Origin of the sequence: Nitrosomonas cryotolerans ATCC 49181, from assembly GCF_900143275.1 — a bacterium.
Classification (GTDB): Bacteria; Pseudomonadota; Gammaproteobacteria; order Burkholderiales; family Nitrosomonadaceae; genus Nitrosomonas; species Nitrosomonas cryotolerans.
Map to the genome: position 1 here is coordinate 2502834 of NZ_FSRO01000001.1, position 18899 is coordinate 2521732.

Here is an 18899-nt window from a genome sequence, read left to right on the forward strand (position 1 = left end):
GAATCCATATCTACAGCCAGATCAGAAAATTATCAGAGCAAGGACTATCTCTCATTACAAGCGATATCAGTAACAAACTATTACCCCAATATCTCGTTTATGCTGTAAATTCCCATCATACCCAGATTAGCTCTTTTGCAGAAGTCCTAAAACTGACTGCAAATTACGATCTTCTATTATCTTTTTGGCAGTAATCATATCCCACAAATCATTATCGGAAAGCAATAATAGATTTTCAAATTGCTTCAATTCCGTTTCGTCCAGCTGAATGTAGTACTCATCCATAAAACGATGCAAAACAATATCCAATTCAAGCAGCCCGCGTCGACAGCGCCAGCGAGCACGTTCGAGTTCCTTCATACCATTCTTTTAACCATCATATCTTTTATTTTCCCGATAGCATTGGTTGGATTTAACTCCTTGGGACAAGAATCCACACAATTCATAATCGAATGACAGCGAAATAAACGGTATGGATCTTCCAAATTGTCCAGTCGTTCAGCGGTCGCCTGATCTCGACTATCCGCGAGAAATCGATAAGCTTGTAATAATCCTGCAGGCCCCACAAATTTATCGGGATTCCACCAAAATGAAGGGCATGCCGTGGAACAGCATGCACATAAAATACATTCATAGGCCCCGTCCAATTTAGCTCTATCTTCAGGTGACTGAAGCCGTTCAGTTTCCGGCGGCGGATCATTATTAATTAGATAAGGCTTGATTGAGTGATATTGCTTGAAAAATTGACTCATATCTACAATCAAATCACGAATAACAGGCAGTCCTGGTAATGGGCGTATTTCTATTGGCTCTTTTAAACTCCTAATCGGAGTAATACAAGCTAATCCATTACGACCGTTAATATTCATCCCGTCAGAACCACACACACCCTCACGACAAGAACGTCTCAGACTTAAACTATCATCTACAGATTTGATCCGTATCAATGCATCCAACAACATTTTATCGGTTGCCCCCAACTCGATATCATAGTCTTGCATATAGGGTTCACTATCTTTATCGGGATCATAGCGATAGATTGAAAATCTCATAACGGCCTCCTGATGAGTTGGTTAACAAACTGACGATCAAGAATAATAGATTTAATTTTGCAGCACAATAACTTAAGCAAGAGCAGCTAGGCTAAATTTATTCGCATCGTTCCGCAATATAAGCTTTAATTGCACTAATATCGACATCTTTTACATCATATCGCTGTGATAGATTTTCTAAATTATCATAACCAGCCGGGCAATCCGGCTCACATCCAATAGCTTCAACAATACTTTCAGAAAATTTTGCTGGTTGTGCTGTTTCCAGACAAATAAGTGGGATATCTGTTTCGCGATGTTCCAGTCCAACTTTTAAACCATCTGCAGTATGTGGATCTACTATTACATTATATTGTTGATAAAATTTTCGTATCGTAGCAATACGTGCCGCATGATGACTGCTACCAGAAACAAAACCAAAGCGGCGTATATTGTCCCAGAAGGGGGTGGCGGAAAGATCAAAGGCCTCTCCTCTATCCACCCCTCGCCACAACTCAGCAACCTTGTCTGCCCTTCTTTCAGTTAAATCAAAAACAAAACGTTCAAAATTAGACGCCTTGGAAATATCCATCGACGGACTGCTTGTATGATGCGTTTCCATGGTAGCACGAGGACGATAAATCCCGGTTCTAAAAAATTCATCCAGCACATCATTTTCATTAGTCGCCAATATTAGCTGCTTAATGGGCAAGCCCATCATGCGTGCCACATGACCTGCACAAATATTACCGAAATTTCCGGAAGGCACTGCAAATGCAACTTGCTCATGATTTGAATGAGTCGCTGCAAAATAACCTTTAAAATAATAGATGATCTGAGCTACGATACGGGCCCAGTTAATGGAATTAACCGTGCCAATATGGTATTTCTGTTTAAACTGATGATCGTTACTAACCGCTTTAACGATGTCTTGACAATCGTCGAATACACCACGTATGGCGATATTAAAAATATTTTGATCCTGTAAGGAAAACATCTGAGCGGTCTGAAAGCGACTCATCTTCCCCAATGGAGAAAGCATAAATACGCGAATACGTTGTTTTCCACGCATCGCATACTCTGCGCTGGAACCAGTATCACCCGAGGTCGCGCCAAGAATATTTAATGCATCACCCGTTTTCTCCAGTGCATACTCAAAAAGATTGCCAAGTAATTGCATCGCAATATCCTTGAATGCCAACGTAGGTCCATTAGACAAACCCAGAATATGTAGCCCTGGCTCCAATGTTTTCAGGGGAGTAATGTCAGCATTACCAAATAACTCGGGCGTATAAGTACGCTCAATGATACCGCGTAAATCAGTCTCTGGAATATCATCAATAAAGCGGGTCAATATCTCAAATGCAAGTGATTGATAGCTCAGCTTACGCCATCTTTCCAGCTCAGCAGCATCGATTCGTGGATATAGCTCAGGAATAGCTAATCCACCATCAGGGGACAGACCACTCAGAAGTATGTCAGAAAAAGACTTTGGTGGCATTCCACCACGGGTAGAAATATAGTGCATAATAATCCTGGAAAATAGAATGATACGGAACAAGAGCAATTATATCCGTACTAACCATTTTAAAAATCACGATGGGTCACCGTTATCAAGTCCCATTGCTTATCATGAAAACTAGATGTGTAAAGAACGAATATTTTCAAGCTACATCCTCATCTAATAAGTCAATAGACTAAAATACGCCATCGGCTCCACAAATACCTTTTCCAATCGTATCGCAATAAATGGAAGCATCATAAAAGATGCTCACCTTGAAAATAACACACTTATCATTTTCTCAACTTCATTTATTATTTAATTCTTCTATACGAATGCGTATTACCTGGCCCATTATCACAGGCAATGCCTCAATCTTGGCAATAGCCGCATTAATATTTTTCTCTATTGTTAAATGAGTCAGGATAATAATACTCGCCTTATCTTCATGCTCATCAGGTTCCTTCTGTATCATGGCATTGATGGAGATATCGAAATTGGCCAGTATCCTCGTGATATCTGCAAGCACGCCTGACTGATCGACTGCATGCATCCTCAGATAATAGGAAGTCTCTACTTCGTCCATAGATATAACGGGCGTATCTGATAGTAAGTCGGGCTGAAAAGAAAGTGAAGGAACCCGATGCATAGGATCGGCAGTGTGCATACGTGTTACATCCACTAGATCAGCAATTACAGAGCTAGCAGTTGGTTCAGCACCGGCACCAGCACCATAGTACAAGGTAGTACCCACTGCATCACCTTTAACAACGATTGCATTCATCACACCTTCCACATTAGCAATCAATCGTCTGACAGGAATTAAGGTAGGATGAACACGCAGCTCGATACCGCTGCTAACACGCTTAGTGATCCCTAATAATTTTATACGATATCCCAGTTCTTCTGCATAACGGATATCTTCTCGAGTCAGTTTCGTGATTCCCTCAATATAAGCCTTATCAAATTGCACGGGAATACCAAACGCAATCGCTGCCATAATCGTGATCTTATGCGCAGCGTCAATACCTTCAATATCATACGCAGGATCAGCTTCGGCATAACCAAGCTGTTTTGCTTGGTCTAATACGGTTTCGAATGGCAAGCCTTTCTCACGCATTTCTGACAAAATAAAATTCGCAGTACCATTGATAATACCCGCGATCCATTCCAACCGGTTAGCTGTAAGTCCCTCCCGTAATGCCTTGATTATAGGAATACCCCCTGCTACTGCCGCCTCAAATGCAACCATCACTCCTTTCTCATGTGCCGCCGCAAATATTTCTGTGCCGTATGAGGCTAACAATGCTTTATTGGCAGTAACAACATGCTTACCTTGTGCGATAGCTTTAAGTATTAATTCTCTGGCAATCGTCAGCCCCCCTATCAGCTCTACCACAATATCAATATCAGGGTGCTCAATGACCTCGTAAACATTATCAGTAACAACAATGCCATCACCTGCTAGACAGCGCGCTTTTTCTAAATCACGATCTGCAATGATCTTAATAACAATTTCGCGCCCTGCACGACGCGCAATCTCTTCTCGATTACGCTTAAGGACGGCAAACGTGCCACTACCTACTGTACCTATTCCTAACAAACCAATATTAATGGGTTTCATATTTTAAATTTTAAAAAAAAAGACGGATAAAAATGTGTAATATTTGATAAAACAAGCCATTATGAAATATGCACAGCTATTAAAAATACCAAAATCATGTTCCGTGACGCTTACGATAACGTTGGAGAAAGTGGGCAATACGATCAATCGCCTCCGTAAGATCATCAACATTTGGTAAAAAGACCAAACGAAAATGATCTGGAAATGGCCAATTAAAACCACTGCCTTGCACCAGTAAAACCTTTTCTTCTAACAATAGATCAAGCACAAACTGCTGATCATTTGTGATGGGGTAGATTTTCGGATCCAATCGCGGAAACAAATATAATGCCGCTTGAGGCTTAAAGCAGGTAACACCAGGAATATCCGTGAGCAATTTCCAAGCCACATCACGCTGACGCATGAGTCTCCCGGTAGGCATAGTCAAATCATAAATACTCTGGTAACCACCCAGTGCCGTTTGAATTCCAAACTGTGATGGAACGTTGGCACACAAACGCATTGAAGCCAACATATTTAATCCTGCAATATAATCTTGAGCATGGCTCTTTTCGCCTGAAACAACGGCCCATCCAGATCGAAATCCTGCAGCACGATAATTTTTCGACAATCCATTAAATGTAATAAACAATACATCATCTGCCAGTGAAGCAACTGAAGTATGCACTGCATCGCCATATAATATCTTATCGTAAATCTCGTCTGCATAAATAATGAGCTGGTGCTGACGAGCGATCTCAATTATTTCACACAATAAATCCTTTGGATAAAGTGCACCGGTTGGATTATTAGGATTGATAATAACTATGGCACGCGTTTTAGACGTGATTTTAGCGCGAATATCATCCAGATCAGGCAACCAGCCCGATTGTTCATCGCATAAATAATGTTGTGCTACGCCGCCTGAGAGCACAGCCGCAGCGGTCCATAGTGGATAATCAGGCACCGGGATCAATATTTCATCGCCATCCTCTAAGAGAGCTTGCATGGTTATGACAACTAATTCGGAAACACCGTTACCAATATAAATGTCTTCCATTTGTACATTACGAATTTGCTTCTCTTGCGTGTAATGCATAATCGCTTTACGCGCAGCAAATAATCCTTTGGAATCACAGTAACCTGAAGCAGCACTCAGATTGCGAATGACATCTTGCAAAATTTCCTCAGGCGCATCAAAACCAAATGTCGCAGGATTACCAATATTAAGCTTTATAATGTGGTGACCATCCTCTTCCATCTGTCTGGCACGCTCTAGCACGGGACCACGAATGTCATAACAGACATTGGCAAGTTTGCTAGATTTCAATATTGGTCGCATAGTTATATAAAAACCCCTGAGATATAAAGAAAGAAGCGTGTCGTTAGGCTAGCTTAATCTTGTCATAAACGAAGGCATGCAATATTACATGACCCATTAACCAGTCGCAAATTCAACATTTCACTGATCGTCTGAGCACAATCTTCATGAATCTGGATTCCCAGAATTAATCAGCATCTATCTTGTCACTTTATTGATTAAACAGAATCGTTGATTAATTTAAAGGAATAATGCGGATTACTCGACAGAGCTATTTTGAAATACCTGAAAAACCAATTTTATTATCTTACAAGTGATGAATGATAGTATCTATCTCTGAATATCCAGAAATGTAATAAAACAGCAGCCCATTAGAACACGGTATAATATACTAAATTCACAGCACGCTATAGAGTAGAGCGATAATGACAGTTAAAGAAAGTAAGATAATTAAGGTTCTCTTCGTGTGTATGGGTAATATATGCCGGTCACCTACTGCAGATGCCGTATTCAGGAAGAAAATCAAGGATAGTCGTTTAGAAAATAAAATCTATGTCGATTCTGCCGGCACGCATGCCTATCACATTGGTGAGCCGCCTGATCAACGCGCACAGAATACGGCACTGCAACGTGGTTACAGCATGCATGCATTACGCGCACGAGCTATCCAACCACACGATTTTATTGATTTTGATTATATTCTTGCGATGGATAATGCTAATCTTGCCATACTTCAGGAACGCTGTCCGATACAATACAATTATAAACTCGCTTTGTTAATGGAATACTGTCAGCACTCCCATTCCTGTAGAGAAATCGCAGACCCTTATTATGGCGGACTTCACGGCTTTGAGAATGTATTGGATATGGTAGAAATGGCAAGCCAAGGATTACTTGAACACATTTGCAAATAAGTTGGGAAATTCATACTACACATAACTTTAGATACCATACACCTTCAGTATGTCAGAAAGCACTCGATCATAGCCTCTGACTGCGAATAACGAAGACTTAAAACTATTCAGATCTGCCTTCCAACGAGAAAATAAAAAATACAATAACCACCAGGCAATATGTCGTTTATTTTTCTGACTATTATCACCATAAGATTCTAAAAATACATCTAAAATCTGTTCCAAATCACCACTGGCACTAGTCATTGTCTTTATAGCACGTCGATTAAGAAGCATATCAATAAAGAACTGAGCGATATCCATTCCTCCAGAATTTCTGAAAGCTAGTACAAAATCAATACCATATATTTTTTCTTGTGGCGTACATATTAGATTTGACGCCTTAAAATCACCGTGTAGCGGTACGTATTTTATCGTTTTCTCATTAAGGCAGCTCAAACCATCCCGCATTAATATCAATGCCTGCACTACCGCTTTATTCCGATTTATCAGCAAATCACAATCTTTTTCAAGCGTTTGTAGCATTGTTGCAGGATTGTTTCCAATTACTGTGTCATTGGAAAGTGGAGCATGATGTAATTCTCGTAACCACGCTGCGGATAGTCGCAAGCAGTCATTAAAATCTTCTATTTTTCCTGCCTGTCGTATCTTTTCATCCATGCTGACCCCATGAATATATTCCATTGAGAATGCGGAAGATCCAAATGAAAAGCGATAAGCCTGGGGTAATAAAAAAGGCGGCATATTTACGTATCGGCTGTGTACCAGACGCAGTGTCTCATACCCCAATCTGGCATCACCGTTATGCTCAACCCCGAAGCGACGGTTTTTTTTTAGAAACTGCTTCGCATGACACCGTCGACAGGTTGCAATTGCGACAATTGAATTATTACGCCAGTCGCAATACGATATATCCCAGCCATCATGACTATCACAGGCATAACACGCCAGATCCCAAAAGGCATAACTCCTACAAAGCCAGCGCGAAACAAACTGCTTCATTCAGTGGATCTTTCCGCAATAATATATACGGCTTCACTAATTAAAGAGTTAATTCGCCTACGCTTCACTTCAACAAATCCTGATTCAGCTAACAGCTGTTTAATTTCGCTATTTGAAACAGGATAATTTGCCGATCTTGGATGACCCAGTAATTTTTTTATCCAACGCCTGAAGCGTTGATAAGGAGAATTCAAGGAATGATTAATCACTATTCTTTTACGCGTAATGGATGCCACCCCTCGTAAAAATTCAATTTGTGTTTGAAGCGGAAAATGCATCAAAACGCGCGCGCATAACGCTGCTTCAAATTGAGGTTCTTTTCCACTCAATTTAAATGCATCGATTACTTCAGTCGTAAAAAATTCACCATAATTTGCCAAGCGCTCATTTGCGACAACAAGCATTTCATCTGAAATGTCTGCACCATGCACTCTTAAACCAGATTCAAGCAGTATATCCGCAAGGCGACCCGTACCACACGGCAAATCCAAAACAACCGTATCACGTGGCAAATCTTGAAAACATTCCCGAATGATCTGTTTCTCTTGATTATTAAATACGCGTCCCGATAAGCTTGAGAAACGGATTCGATCATAGTCTTTTGCTACTTTAACATCCTTATAATGCCTACTGGGATCCCAGCTATGACCATTCGATTTATTTCCCATTCAAATTCCTCTCCTGTATAAACCCTTAAAAAGCTGATCGATTCTAAAATAAACGTACCTGGAAATAATCAAGCAATATTAAACCCAAATTTTCCATTAGGAGAATTTCCTAATGGAAGCCATTAGAAGAACCTATTGAATACATTTGGAATTCTCTAAATTATGGTTGCTTTAATTTGCAAGTTTTTCTTCCTGATTGTTTTGATGTAGGCTATTCATTCCATTAGTTTTTCGTTATTGGGAAATTCCTAATGGAAAATCTGGGTTAAAAAGCCATTGGACCTGCAATCAAAAATATATAAAGAATCAGTATAATCAAGCTACTCCAAATCCTTTCCCATAATCCAGCATATTGTCTCCATAGAGCACATTACGTAAAAAAGACTCAAACATCAATAATGCCCACAAAAGGGCACTATAGTCGCGCCTTCCTGATTGATGTTGGTCAAGCATCTCTTCTAGAAAAATCATATTAAAAATACCGGTCTCAGTCAAAACTGGGCCAAGTATTGCCTTACGAACTCTCTGGCTCAACGCACCTCTAAACCAACTTGCTAAAGGTACAGAAAAACCCATCTTATCTCGATAAAGGATATCGTTTGGAAGATAGGGTTCCAATGCCTTCTTGAAAATATATTTACCTTCACCGCCATTTAGCTTAAGTGCAGGTGGCAGTCCAGATATCCACTCGACCAGTTTATGATCAAGCAGAGGAACTCTTACCTCCAACGCATGAGCCATACTGGCTCTATCTACCTTGGTCAAAATATCACCCACAAGGTACGTTTTCATATCCAGGTATTGCACGCGAGATAAGGGGTCTTGCGTAGGACATTTATTCGCATAATCCCGCAATACCATTATTGCCTGATAGCCCTGTAGGCTATGTTTAAAGGAATTTGTGAATAAACGTTGCCGCATTTTATCCCCTGTAATAGAAACACTGTGAAAATAACCTTCTACAGAATCTCTGGCCAACGCTTCAAAGGTTGCTTTCGCACGAAATGCTCTAGGTGCCCAATCAGCCTTGGGGTAAATATTTCCCAACAAACCAAACAAAGGTTTTCGGATACCAGAAGATAATAAAGATCGTAAGTGCTCTTCATATAAATGCCAGCGATAACGTCGGTAACCGGCTAAATTCTCATCACCGCCATCTCCAGACAAAACAACAGTCACTCGTTCTCGAGCCAGTTTGCAAACTCGATAGGTCGGTATAGCTGAACTATCCGCAAAAGGCTCATCATATATTGATGCCAGTTTATCAATCAGATCAAAATCGTCCTGTTCTACCTGTTCCATATGATGCCGGGTATGATAGCGATCTGCTACCATTTGTGCGTATCGGGATTCGTTAAAAGCCGGGTCGCCAAAAGAAATTGAACAGGTATTGACTGGTTCTTTCATTAAGCCACTCATCATGGCTACTACAGCACTTGAATCAACGCCACCCGAGAGAAAAGCACCCAAAGGTACCTCAGTCATTAAATGCAGATTTACGGCTTCCCGCAAACGAATCGTCAATTCCTCCTGTACTTCTTCTACTGCCATTGAATCATGCAGCACGAATGGAACATCCCAGTATTGATGTGGTTTTAACAAAACCTGTCCACATTTTACTTTCAGGGTGTGAGCTGGAGAAAGCTTCAGTGCCTGTTTAAATACGGTTCTTGGTTCCGGGATATATCCATAGGCAAAATAATCCTCAATCGCATACGGATCCATTGTCCGATCAAAATCAGAATGTGCAAGCAATGCTTTCAGTTCAGAAGAAAAAATAAATAAGCCATTCTCAAGTACCGCATAGTAGAGCGGTTTTATTCCCAAACGATCGCGTGCTAAAAAAAGAATTTCCTGATTCCGATCCCACAAACCGAATGCGAACATGCCACGAAAATAATCGACGCAATGCTCACCCCATTCTTCCCAGGCATGTACAATTACTTCAGTATCCGAGTGTGTTCGGAACCGATGTCCCAATAACAGCAGCTCCTCCTTAAGTTCCCGAAAATTATAGATCTCACCATTAAAAACAACCACCACACTAGCATCTTCGTTGAAAAGCGGTTGCTGTCCGGTAGAAACATCCATAATAGACAAGCGACGATGCCCTAAACCGACACCGGGTTCAGTATAAATTTCCCCCTCATCAGGCCCACGGTGCAGTTGAGTCTGATTCATGCGTCCGAGTTGTTGCCGATCAATTTCGTTTTTACCACGCATATCAAACAAGCCAACAATGCCACACATACCCTTCCCCTTTTCTTTTTTTATTTCATATCAGCAGTTAGCTTCATAAATTCTTTGATACCCAGATATCATTGCGGCTAAGCTAAAATGCGTCAGTACAGCTTGTCGGGCCGCATGACCATGTTTTTTCAAAAGTGCTTTATCGGCGGTATATTCGGCTATCAACTCACTTAGATGTTCGATATTTCCCGGTCTAAAGAAACGCCCATTCAACCCCTCAGTAACCAGCTCAACATTTCCACCTACATTGGTAGTAATGACGGGCAAGCCTGTTGCCATTGCTTCCAGAACAGTATTAGAGATACCCTCTGCCAAAGAAGGCAAGACAAAGATATCAAATGTCTTTAAAATTTCAGGAATAGTATCCAGACTTCCAGAAAACCATACACGATGAGATATCCCAAGAGAAATCGCTTTTTCCTTCAGGTCACCAAGCAATGGTCCGTTACCCACTATAACCAGATAGGCTTTCTGGCCAAGATCAGGGTATTTTGCCAGCAAACCCTGATAGGCCCGTAATAAAGCGTGTTGGTCTTTGACAGCCTGTATTCTTCCGACTGTACCAATAATAATTTTGTCAGACCCTAAAAGAAACTCAGGTAACAATCTTTGCGGCTTACTCATAGCTGGGGAGAATCTTTCCGTATCAACGCCATTATAAACCTGAGTAATTTTCTCAGATCTGATTCCAATATTAATCAAATATTGCTGCAAGTCTTTCGATACCGTAATAAATTGATTAATTAATGGGTTATGTAAGCGTCTGAGTAGTCTTAACTTCTGATTATCACCTTTCAGATCATTGACATCTCTGCCATGCTCACTATGGAGACAATAACGTACACCAGCCAAGCGAGCGGGCAGTAATGCATCTAACCCAGAAAGATTGCGCGTATGCACAATCTTGGGTTTTAATGCTTTACATAATCCAAACAGATCTCGCCTAACCGGCCAAATTCCTCTTTCCGAACGATTCAGAGCATATACCTTAATATCTTTACGAATAATACGCTGACTAAAATCAGAACTATGATCAATACAGACAATTGCATGTCTAAAGCAAGAAGCAGGTAATTTATTTACCAAATTAACCAGCCCATTTTCCATACCGCCTATCACAAGGTGATGTATAACATGCAAAATTAAAGGTGATTGCGGCGTAATCATCTAAAACCCATGGCAGCGATAAAGAAACGCCGAATCCGAAAATTCATAGTGAATGCCACAGCGTAATATATTATAGCGATCCACCATACCGTCATTGGTTCCTCCGTAAGCAGATAAACAGGCTGTATAACCTATCTCTTTCACTAACTGAAGTCGTTGTTGTGTCATATGCTGGCGACCACCATAAGGATAAGCGAATATCACATCGTGTATTCCCAACTCCTTCCTGATATCCGCTAAAGACTGTGTCAGCTCAGAAAACACGATGTCTTCATTTTCGCTCGCACAATCTATGTGACTAACAGAATGTGAGCCAATAGTAAATCCTTCCTGGTGCATCATCCGCAATTGATCCCAAGTCATCACCGGAAGTTTTTTATTTTTCCGTTTCAAATCATGCGGAAAAATACCATTCTTATATATGATACCTGTGGATACAAAAAACGCAGCCGGAATACCATGCTTTATAAGAATTGGAATGGCGTTTTCGTAATTATCCAGATAACCATCATCGAAAGTAACACAAACAACCGGTTTTGATGATGATTCAATGCAGGAACGATTAATAATATCCTGTATTGATAATACCTTACAGTGGCGCCTTAACAAAGCCATCTGCCGGTCAAATTGTTCAATTCCCACACAAAGATTGTCACGGGTACAATCAGTAACTCGATGATATAGCAGTACAGTTATCTTTGGCTTTTTGAAAAGCCGTGGCAACATACGCTGCCAGTAAATCTGCACAAGAAAAAAGCTGTTCTTTAACCAGCGTCTTAGTGTAGACCCTGGCATGGCAAGTTTTGTCCGCATTTTCCGTTCAAGGCATGCTATCTGTGCTAAGGTCGGTTTCCTGTACACTTTCCCGCTATCAGATTGGGGAGAAGTATGTATGTTTTCTGTGAGAACCGCCCTTACCGCCGTACCCATTAAGTTAATGCCAACCTGGTCAAGCGTTAATTGTAAGCCTTTTAATGTGGAATAAGTCTGTCTTGAAATAACCTGCTCCTTTACTACAGCACCATTGTCTAATTTTTCATCTACCCAATGAATGGTGCAGCCAATCGCATCCTCATTATTCCATAGCTCCCAAAATGCGGGAGGCATTCCTCGGTATTCCGGCAGCTTTCCTTTATGTAAATTAAGCGTGCCAAGCCTGGGTATTGAAAACAATTCCTTTTTAAGGATCGGTGATGCCAATGATAGCCCTAAATCAGGAATAAATTGATGAATAGCGTCTAAGGTTTCCTGTGCATGGATATCAGATACCACTAGTAATATTATGTTTCTATTATCCTTAAAAGCTTCCAGGCTATATCGGTATCCAGGTGACTCAGTACTAATCAGTGGTGGTTTTTTCAGAAAAATACGCTGACAAATGTCAATTAACTGATATGGAATCCACCTCAAGCCATTACGATGTAAATTTCGCCATTGATTTCCTAATAATTCCCAAGATTTTTTAACCGGCGCATGGATGACAACTAACCATGTCAAGTTCGGAATCGACTGATTAATGACTAGAATGCCTTTACGCACAGAATATGAAAGATCACCAGTAAATACGACTATTTTAGTATGCTTCATTTCATCCAAGTCTAAATTAATCAGAAAAAATGTCAGGTGAAATTGAAAGAACTATTTATAGCTAATCATTATTCACATTACGAAGAGCAGCTTCAATGACAGGCAACATATCATCCAAAAATGCCTGCAATGCCAGAACCGCCTCATCTGGTGTATATTCATAGGGCGAAGCAACTATAATCTCAGCAGCCGCATCGCCATTGCCAAATAATTTGTTTTTCGCAAGCATTGCCTTTGCAAGATAACGATTCGTAGTTTCATCATCACCCAGCCAGTACCACCTCCAAACTAATAATTTAACCGAATTCGAATACAATTGGTTCTGGGTAATTACTATTTTTCTTGAACCCAGCGTAATTGAGTGCTTCGTTTCACTAATATTTTTCCAATCCGCACCATTCTCCTGCACAAGAAAATTCCCAGCATTAATTAATTCATTTCCCTGTTGCTGATTATAGTAACGAGTAATATAAAGACTGATTAAGTGGTCCGCATACTGATAACTTTGCTGAAACCTGGCAGGCGTGCCAACATATACAGGTTCCCAATCAGAGACGGGATTCGAATGAACAACCCATGTTGATGATGCGATCGGAATTTCAATTTTGGGATCTCTATCATGTACAGCTTGTTTTTCCAGATAAACGACATAACTTGGCCAGATCAAAGCAATAAAAAGTACTGTACCAGCCATTAAGATGGTTTTTTTAAATAAAATGCCATCATTGGTGGTAATTCCATTTTTTGGACATGGGTTAATTTTAACCACGCTACTTTCATTATCTTCACGCCACAGTGATCCTATCCCGAATAGTAATAACATGACTATGCCAAAGAAAAGCCAGCCATAAACCAGATGATCTGCGCCCGTAGCCAAGCGCATATCACTTAAATGGCCCGTCATTACAATCAGATAAGCACGAATTCCATTAGCAATGATAGGAATAATCATCGAAAGAACAATAAATATGAATCGACGCTTTAAACTGTGATAAGTCAAATAGGCATAGAAAGTTCCAAGTGTCATGGATGCAATTAAATAACGTAAGCCACTGCAAGCCTCTACTACAGACCAGTTTCCACTGGGAATTGAGAAAAAGGTACCTTCACGATAAACGGGGATACCGCTTAATCGTAATGCACTAACTGTGAAATTAGCTGTAAAATCAATTAAAGGCGGAATAAGCACTTCGCCGAAAGGAACGGCAAAAAAAAGATACGCCAAGGGAAAAGCAGTCGCCATAAAAAAGCGATGCCCTAATATCGCACATACTGCAGCCGGCACCATTGCAACCAGGATATACTGAGCGAGTACTTGCACACTCGCCAGCGCCGCAACAACCCACCCCAGTCCCAGTAAAAAAAAGACTGACAACGCCCAGAGATTAGGCTGATACTGGAGGGTAGCCAGATAGTGACGCTTGTTCCAGATCATGTAAATAGTGAATGGTAAAATCAAAAAACCATGTGCATAAGTTTCAGAGCGATACCACACGGAAACCATTGACCAGGTCGTTTGATGATAAATAGCCAGAATCCCAACGACGGCGATCAGAACAATCAAAATTAACCGACCTAAATTGTTTTCGGCTACAGCAACACGAGTATGTTCGGATAAGACTGATGTATTCATGCTACGGGTACCTCTAATGACTGAACGAGTAATTCATCTATTCGCGCTAGATTCTTTGACCAACTATAGTCAGCTAAAACACGCATCCTGGCCGCACATCCCATAGCAGCATCTATTTCCCCCGTAAGTAATATCATGATCTGACGTATAAATTCATTTTCGTCGCCGGCAACATATAATTCCCGGCCCGGTAAAGCATGTATCCCTTCCATGGCTTGTGGAGAAGCAATAACAGTTTTCCCCATCGCCATCGCCTCCAATACTTTATTCTGTACCCCACGAGCAATACGTAACGGTGCTACGGCCAGAGATGCGTGAATCAGGTAGGGCCTGACATCAACCACTGAGCCCGTTACGATGATCCCCGGAATGGCGGCCAGCGCTTTAACCTGGTTAGTTGGTCTACTGCCAACAATATAAAATTGTATGCGCGGAAAACGAGAATAAATAACTGGAAAAACGTGATGTGCAAACCATGTTACAGCATCAATATTTGCCCAATAATCCATGGCGCCAGTGAATACAAGAACACGGGTATCATTTAAGTAAGGGTTAGGATGCTTATTCTGTGGTGAAAAATAATCAGTATCAACACCATTATTAAAATAAGAAACTTTATCTGCAATTTCCGGCACAAGTTGTTTGAAAAGCGCAGCTTCTCTCTCAGAAACAAAAGTTGCACTATTAAATTCTCGAGTAATCTGTTTTTCGTAATTAAGTAATACATTGGATTCACGTTGATAAATCCAGTTGAAAGGCCAAGATTTAGTACGCGCGTATTGCTTCCATTTATCGGAATCTATATCAACAAAATCGATAATGCGAAGAACAGATTGAGCATCACGCACATATTGCGCCATGGCTGATGAAAAGATCACAATTTTATCGATGGAACGGGTTTCTAGCTGCGTATTGACCCATGCCCGCAATTCCTTATTTCCATAATAGGACAAAGTCAAAGGACTATTTGTAAACAACCCGGAAAGACTACGTATACGAGCAATTCTAGGATTAAGATTAATGAAACAGGTCTCACCGCAAAGGTCTTTTATCTTATCCAGATGTTTCCAATCTTCTGCATCATCAATGAAAGTTCCCAAATGAACATGATAATGCTGGCTCAAGTATTGGAGTACATGATAAGAGCGTATCTTGTCACCTTTATTAGGTGGGTAAGGAATTCTATGAGTTAAATAAAGTAACTCCTGCATAATATATATAATCTAACCCAGATTCTTCACAATATGCGGACCAATCAGATTCGCTAATGGAAGCGGCAGCTTCTGCCATGCTTTAATAAAAAACTGATACTTAGGGTTCAATGGATTATGATCAGGTATCGTCTTAGCTTTGACAAGCTGGTATTCATAGTAAAGTTTAAAGTTGTTGTGGTTCAAACCCCCAGTTTTTCTTAAAATGATAAGAACCGGTATCACGTTTACTCCGCCCAAAGTCAAATATTTTGATGCCCTTCTCACAGCAACGTCTCATTAATTCCCAATACATGAAATCATTTGCAGCCAGGTCTCTTGCCTCATTTATTCCACCACCATAATAGGGTAATACTTCGTTACGGAAGTAGAAACTCATTACACTACTGATAGTCCGTTCATCCTTAATGATCGTCATGACCTCACAATCATCAGAAAATATTTCTTTCAGTAAGGAAAAATAATCTTTCGAGAATACCGGCGTGCCCAGCCGATGCACACTAGCAGCATAGGCCAAGAAAAAACGCTCGATATCCTGATCTACAATACTCTGCAACCCGGCCTTAATGCCTTTGCGAACCATTGCACGTTGTTTCCGTGGAATAGCTTGCATATTTTTCTCAATATCAGGATCAATTGCTTTACGAAAAGTGACATATAAATCTTTGCTCGGCCATTCTGAGTGAAACACCCCCAGATTTCGGTACTCTAAATAATCCACCCCTAGCTGAGCGGCAAGTTCCTGAGCAGCATGATCCAGTGCCTCTCTGGCAACATTGGTAACTGCAGCAATACCGCCATAGACACAAAAAGGCAATGCACTCAAAGAATGTCCAAAAAGATAGCTATCAACCTCAGCTAAGGGAAGCACCCCTTGAATTTTACCTTCGGATTCCGCGTAAAGAAACCAGGTTTTATGTCCAAAAGCACGTTCAATCACTTCTTTCCAGCCTGCTCGATGAAAAAAAGTTGCAGTCGGACAAGTGAAGACAAAATCATCCCATTTATCAGCATCTTCTGACAGCAACTGATGTACAGATGGTGCAGTAGTAACCAAATCAATATCAGACACATCATTCAACTGGCCAGGCGAGTGATTCATATTGCTTCTTTCAGAAATATCTGATCCATACGCCCCCAATTAAAATCACGAATCAACGTTCTAATCCTTCCTTCCATACGATGCAGATTAAGGTAATGGCGAAAATGTGTCTTTAAGCCAATACCCACCTGGCGAGGCTGGTCATCATCTATTTCCCAAGGATGAAAATAAAAAATTGCGGCGTGAGCTTCAGTCAAATTAAGTCTCTGTATAAACCAACGAGATAGTGAATAAGGCCAGAACCGAAAGTAACCTCCTCCTCCTACTGGAATATTCCTACCGAATAAACATACGGTTGAAACAGGCAACTCAAGCAGCCCACCATTCTTTCTCGGATAAAAAGCAAAACGAGGTGCGTCCGGCATGCCATAATGATCATGATGCACTGGATAAATACTCGAACTATAACGATAACCCGCTTCTTCCAGATAATCTAATGCCCAAAGGTTGTTGCTATTAATCGAAAAGCTGGGTGCGCGATAGCCGACCACAATCTGACCACCAATATCTTCTAGAATTGCTTTACTGCGAATAATATCATCACGAAATTCTTCGGGTTTAAGATCTGAGACACGATGATGCGCCCAACCATGACTGGCCAGCTCATGACCATGTGCAGCGATACGACTTATCATGGCCGGATAACGTTGTGCAATCCAACCCAAAGTAAAAAAAGTAGCTTTTATCTGTTTTTCATCAAACAAGCAAAGAATACGATCAATATTACGTTCAACTCTACACGGCAATGTTTCCCACGATTCTCTTGGAATATGGGATGCAAAGGCCGAAACCTGGAAATAATCCTCCACATCGACTGTCATAGCGTTACATATAAGCTTAGATTTCATTCATCGCACTCAAATAATTAGCAGAATCAGAATATGAATCCGTATACATTAGCCTCATCCTACTTAAAGCTACTCTGTTATCGGATAACAACACGATTTATTTAAACAAGTTTTGCATAGGAACTACTTTCTTTTTTCCACGCTCACAAGTAGCTGATACAGATCTCGGATTAATATATTTGATCGAAGTTATTTATCAGACGTACCTGTAAGCGAACCGGATTCATTCGAATCAGCCGCAGAAAAGCAGGATTCTTGTTGGAAATCTTGAATTACATCGCGGATCTCCGCACCACCAAAATCCCGCAACTCTTCCAAATACCCCATTATCAACATACGATCGCACAGTAAATTGATTCTTCTTGGGATTCCTTCAGTATATTCATGGATCATAATAAACGCATCATCACTAATAACGGGATTACCCTGCCAACCAACCGCATTCAAACGATGCTCGATATAGGCCCTTGTTTCCAACTCACTCATAGGTCCCAAATGATATGTAGCAATCACTCTTTGCCGTAGCTGCTGCATGTTATTACCAAATAATATTTTTCTGAATTCTGGTTGACCAAGTAAGAAAGTTTGTAACAAAGGTCGATCATCAGTTTGAAAATTAGATAACATTCTTAATTCTTCCAATGTATGCCCAGAAAGATTTTGGGCCTCATCGACCACTAACAATGCACGATTACCCTGCTGATCGCACTGACGAAGGAATTGCTCTAGCTCCAGCAATAGTGCAGCCTTAGTCACATTTATGTAAGACAAACCAAAAGCAGCTGCGACCACTCTCAAGATATCGGATGCATCAAGATGAGTATTAACGATCTGTGCTGCAACAATCTTTTCCGTTTTAATTTTCCTGAAAAGATTACGCATGAGCGTTGTTTTACCTGCCCCGATCTCCCCAGTAATAATAATAAACCCTTCTTTCTGAGATAAGCCATATTCCAAGTAGGCCATAGCACGTTTATGCCCCTTGCTACTAAAGAAAAAGTCCGGATCGGGCTTTAATTGAAATGGCTTAGCTCTGAAACCATAATATGATTCGTACATCA

The 18899-nt window shown here is 40.7% G+C and carries 15 protein-coding genes and 1 pseudogene; 1 reads left to right on the forward strand and 15 read right to left on the reverse strand.

The window, feature by feature from the left end; genetic code table 11:
* Positions 1-126 precede the first annotated feature (126 nt).
* From BUQ89_RS11155 to BUQ89_RS11175, 5 genes are all read right to left on the reverse strand, one after another.
* Positions 127-360, reverse strand: a complete 234-nt coding sequence (locus tag BUQ89_RS11155; protein ID WP_028460741.1) for an FAD assembly factor SdhE — start codon at positions 358-360, stop codon at positions 127-129.
* Positions 357-1052 carry a succinate dehydrogenase iron-sulfur subunit gene (locus BUQ89_RS11160; protein WP_028460742.1) on the reverse strand — a complete coding sequence of 232 codons (696 nt, stop codon included), beginning with the start codon at positions 1050-1052 and terminating at the stop codon, positions 357-359. Before BUQ89_RS11160 ends, BUQ89_RS11155 begins: the two co-directional genes overlap by 4 nt.
* 97 nt (positions 1053-1149) lie before the next feature.
* Positions 1150-2559, reverse strand: coding sequence for a threonine synthase (gene thrC, locus BUQ89_RS11165; protein ID WP_028460743.1), 1410 nt, complete (start codon positions 2557-2559; stop codon positions 1150-1152).
* 280 nt (positions 2560-2839) lie between these two features.
* Positions 2840-4156: a homoserine dehydrogenase gene (locus BUQ89_RS11170; RefSeq protein WP_028460744.1), complete on the reverse strand. Its 1317-nt coding sequence runs from the start codon at positions 4154-4156 to the stop codon at positions 2840-2842.
* Positions 4157-4250: 94 nt separating this feature from the next.
* Entirely contained in the window at positions 4251-5477 is a 1227-nt protein-coding gene (locus tag BUQ89_RS11175) for a pyridoxal phosphate-dependent aminotransferase (protein WP_028460745.1), read from the reverse strand.
* Positions 5478-5881: 404 nt separating this feature from the next.
* On the opposite strand from BUQ89_RS11175, the gene BUQ89_RS11180 reads away from it, so the two are divergent.
* The gene (locus BUQ89_RS11180) at positions 5882-6370 is read left to right on the forward strand and encodes a low molecular weight protein-tyrosine-phosphatase (RefSeq protein ID WP_028460746.1); all 489 of its coding nucleotides are present in this window, start codon (positions 5882-5884) and stop codon (positions 6368-6370) included.
* A gap of 27 nt (positions 6371-6397) precedes the next feature.
* On the opposite strand, the gene BUQ89_RS11185 is transcribed toward BUQ89_RS11180, so the two are convergent.
* The 10 genes and pseudogenes from BUQ89_RS11185 to BUQ89_RS11230 form a co-directional block, all read right to left on the reverse strand.
* On the reverse strand, positions 6398-7372 hold the full coding sequence (locus BUQ89_RS11185) for a phosphotransferase family protein (protein ID WP_028460747.1): 975 nt from the start codon (positions 7370-7372) through the stop codon (positions 6398-6400).
* Complete coding sequence (locus BUQ89_RS11190) at positions 7369-8040, reverse strand: methyltransferase domain-containing protein (RefSeq protein WP_028460748.1); 672 nt, start codon at positions 8038-8040, stop codon at positions 7369-7371. The genes BUQ89_RS11185 and BUQ89_RS11190 overlap by 4 nt, the downstream gene beginning before the upstream one ends.
* A gap of 315 nt (positions 8041-8355) precedes the next feature.
* Positions 8356-10290 carry an XrtA/PEP-CTERM system amidotransferase gene (locus BUQ89_RS11195; protein WP_028460749.1) on the reverse strand — a complete coding sequence of 645 codons (1935 nt, stop codon included), beginning with the start codon at positions 10288-10290 and terminating at the stop codon, positions 8356-8358.
* A 30-nt stretch (positions 10291-10320) separates the two neighbouring features.
* Entirely contained in the window at positions 10321-11457 is a 1137-nt protein-coding gene (locus tag BUQ89_RS11200) for a TIGR03088 family PEP-CTERM/XrtA system glycosyltransferase (RefSeq protein ID WP_028460750.1), read from the reverse strand.
* Positions 11458-13044, reverse strand: coding sequence for a polysaccharide deacetylase family protein (locus BUQ89_RS11205; protein WP_028460751.1), 1587 nt, complete (start codon positions 13042-13044; stop codon positions 11458-11460).
* Positions 13045-13105: 61 nt separating this feature from the next.
* Positions 13106-14677: an exosortase A gene (gene xrtA / locus BUQ89_RS11210; RefSeq protein ID WP_028460752.1), complete on the reverse strand. Its 1572-nt coding sequence runs from the start codon at positions 14675-14677 to the stop codon at positions 13106-13108.
* Positions 14674-15888 carry a TIGR03087 family PEP-CTERM/XrtA system glycosyltransferase gene (locus tag BUQ89_RS11215; RefSeq protein WP_028460753.1) on the reverse strand — a complete coding sequence of 405 codons (1215 nt, stop codon included), beginning with the start codon at positions 15886-15888 and terminating at the stop codon, positions 14674-14676. Before BUQ89_RS11215 ends, xrtA begins: the two co-directional genes overlap by 4 nt.
* Positions 15889-15900: 12 nt before the next feature.
* A pseudogene (locus BUQ89_RS11220) lies at positions 15901-16990 on the reverse strand (FemAB family XrtA/PEP-CTERM system-associated protein).
* Complete coding sequence (locus BUQ89_RS11225) at positions 16987-17838, reverse strand: XrtA system polysaccharide deacetylase (RefSeq protein ID WP_028460754.1); 852 nt, start codon at positions 17836-17838, stop codon at positions 16987-16989. Before BUQ89_RS11225 ends, BUQ89_RS11220 begins: the two are co-directional and overlap by 4 nt.
* A gap of 189 nt (positions 17839-18027) precedes the next feature.
* Complete coding sequence (locus BUQ89_RS11230) at positions 18028-18897, reverse strand: XrtA/PEP-CTERM system-associated ATPase (RefSeq protein ID WP_028460755.1); 870 nt, start codon at positions 18895-18897, stop codon at positions 18028-18030.
* Between the last annotated feature and the right edge of the window lie 2 nt (positions 18898-18899).

Bases quoted from the DNA above. Each gene is read 5' to 3' on its own strand.
- BUQ89_RS11200 (WP_028460750.1), bottom strand. From the start codon at position 11,457: ATGATTACGCCGCAATCACCTTTAATTTTGCATGTTATACATCACCTT.
- BUQ89_RS11155 (WP_028460741.1), bottom strand. From the start codon at position 360: ATGAAGGAACTCGAACGTGCTCGCTGGCGCTGTCGACGCGGGCTGCTT.
- BUQ89_RS11205 (WP_028460751.1), bottom strand. From the start codon at position 13,044: ATGAAGCATACTAAAATAGTCGTATTTACTGGTGATCTTTCATATTCT.
- BUQ89_RS11195 (WP_028460749.1), bottom strand. From the start codon at position 10,290: ATGTGTGGCATTGTTGGCTTGTTTGATATGCGTGGTAAAAACGAAATT.
- BUQ89_RS11160 (WP_028460742.1), bottom strand. From the start codon at position 1,052: ATGAGATTTTCAATCTATCGCTATGATCCCGATAAAGATAGTGAACCC.
- BUQ89_RS11170 (WP_028460744.1), bottom strand. From the start codon at position 4,156: ATGAAACCCATTAATATTGGTTTGTTAGGAATAGGTACAGTAGGTAGT.
- BUQ89_RS11215 (WP_028460753.1), bottom strand. From the start codon at position 15,888: ATGCAGGAGTTACTTTATTTAACTCATAGAATTCCTTACCCACCTAAT.
- xrtA (WP_028460752.1), bottom strand. From the start codon at position 14,677: ATGAATACATCAGTCTTATCCGAACATACTCGTGTTGCTGTAGCCGAA.
- BUQ89_RS11230 (WP_028460755.1), bottom strand. From the start codon at position 18,897: ATGTACGAATCATATTATGGTTTCAGAGCTAAGCCATTTCAATTAAAG.
- BUQ89_RS11180 (WP_028460746.1), top strand. From the start codon at position 5,882: ATGACAGTTAAAGAAAGTAAGATAATTAAGGTTCTCTTCGTGTGTATG.
- BUQ89_RS11225 (WP_028460754.1), bottom strand. From the start codon at position 17,838: ATGAAATCTAAGCTTATATGTAACGCTATGACAGTCGATGTGGAGGAT.
- thrC (WP_028460743.1), bottom strand. From the start codon at position 2,559: ATGCACTATATTTCTACCCGTGGTGGAATGCCACCAAAGTCTTTTTCT.
- BUQ89_RS11190 (WP_028460748.1), bottom strand. From the start codon at position 8,040: ATGGGAAATAAATCGAATGGTCATAGCTGGGATCCCAGTAGGCATTAT.
- BUQ89_RS11175 (WP_028460745.1), bottom strand. From the start codon at position 5,477: ATGCGACCAATATTGAAATCTAGCAAACTTGCCAATGTCTGTTATGAC.
- BUQ89_RS11185 (WP_028460747.1), bottom strand. From the start codon at position 7,372: ATGAAGCAGTTTGTTTCGCGCTGGCTTTGTAGGAGTTATGCCTTTTGG.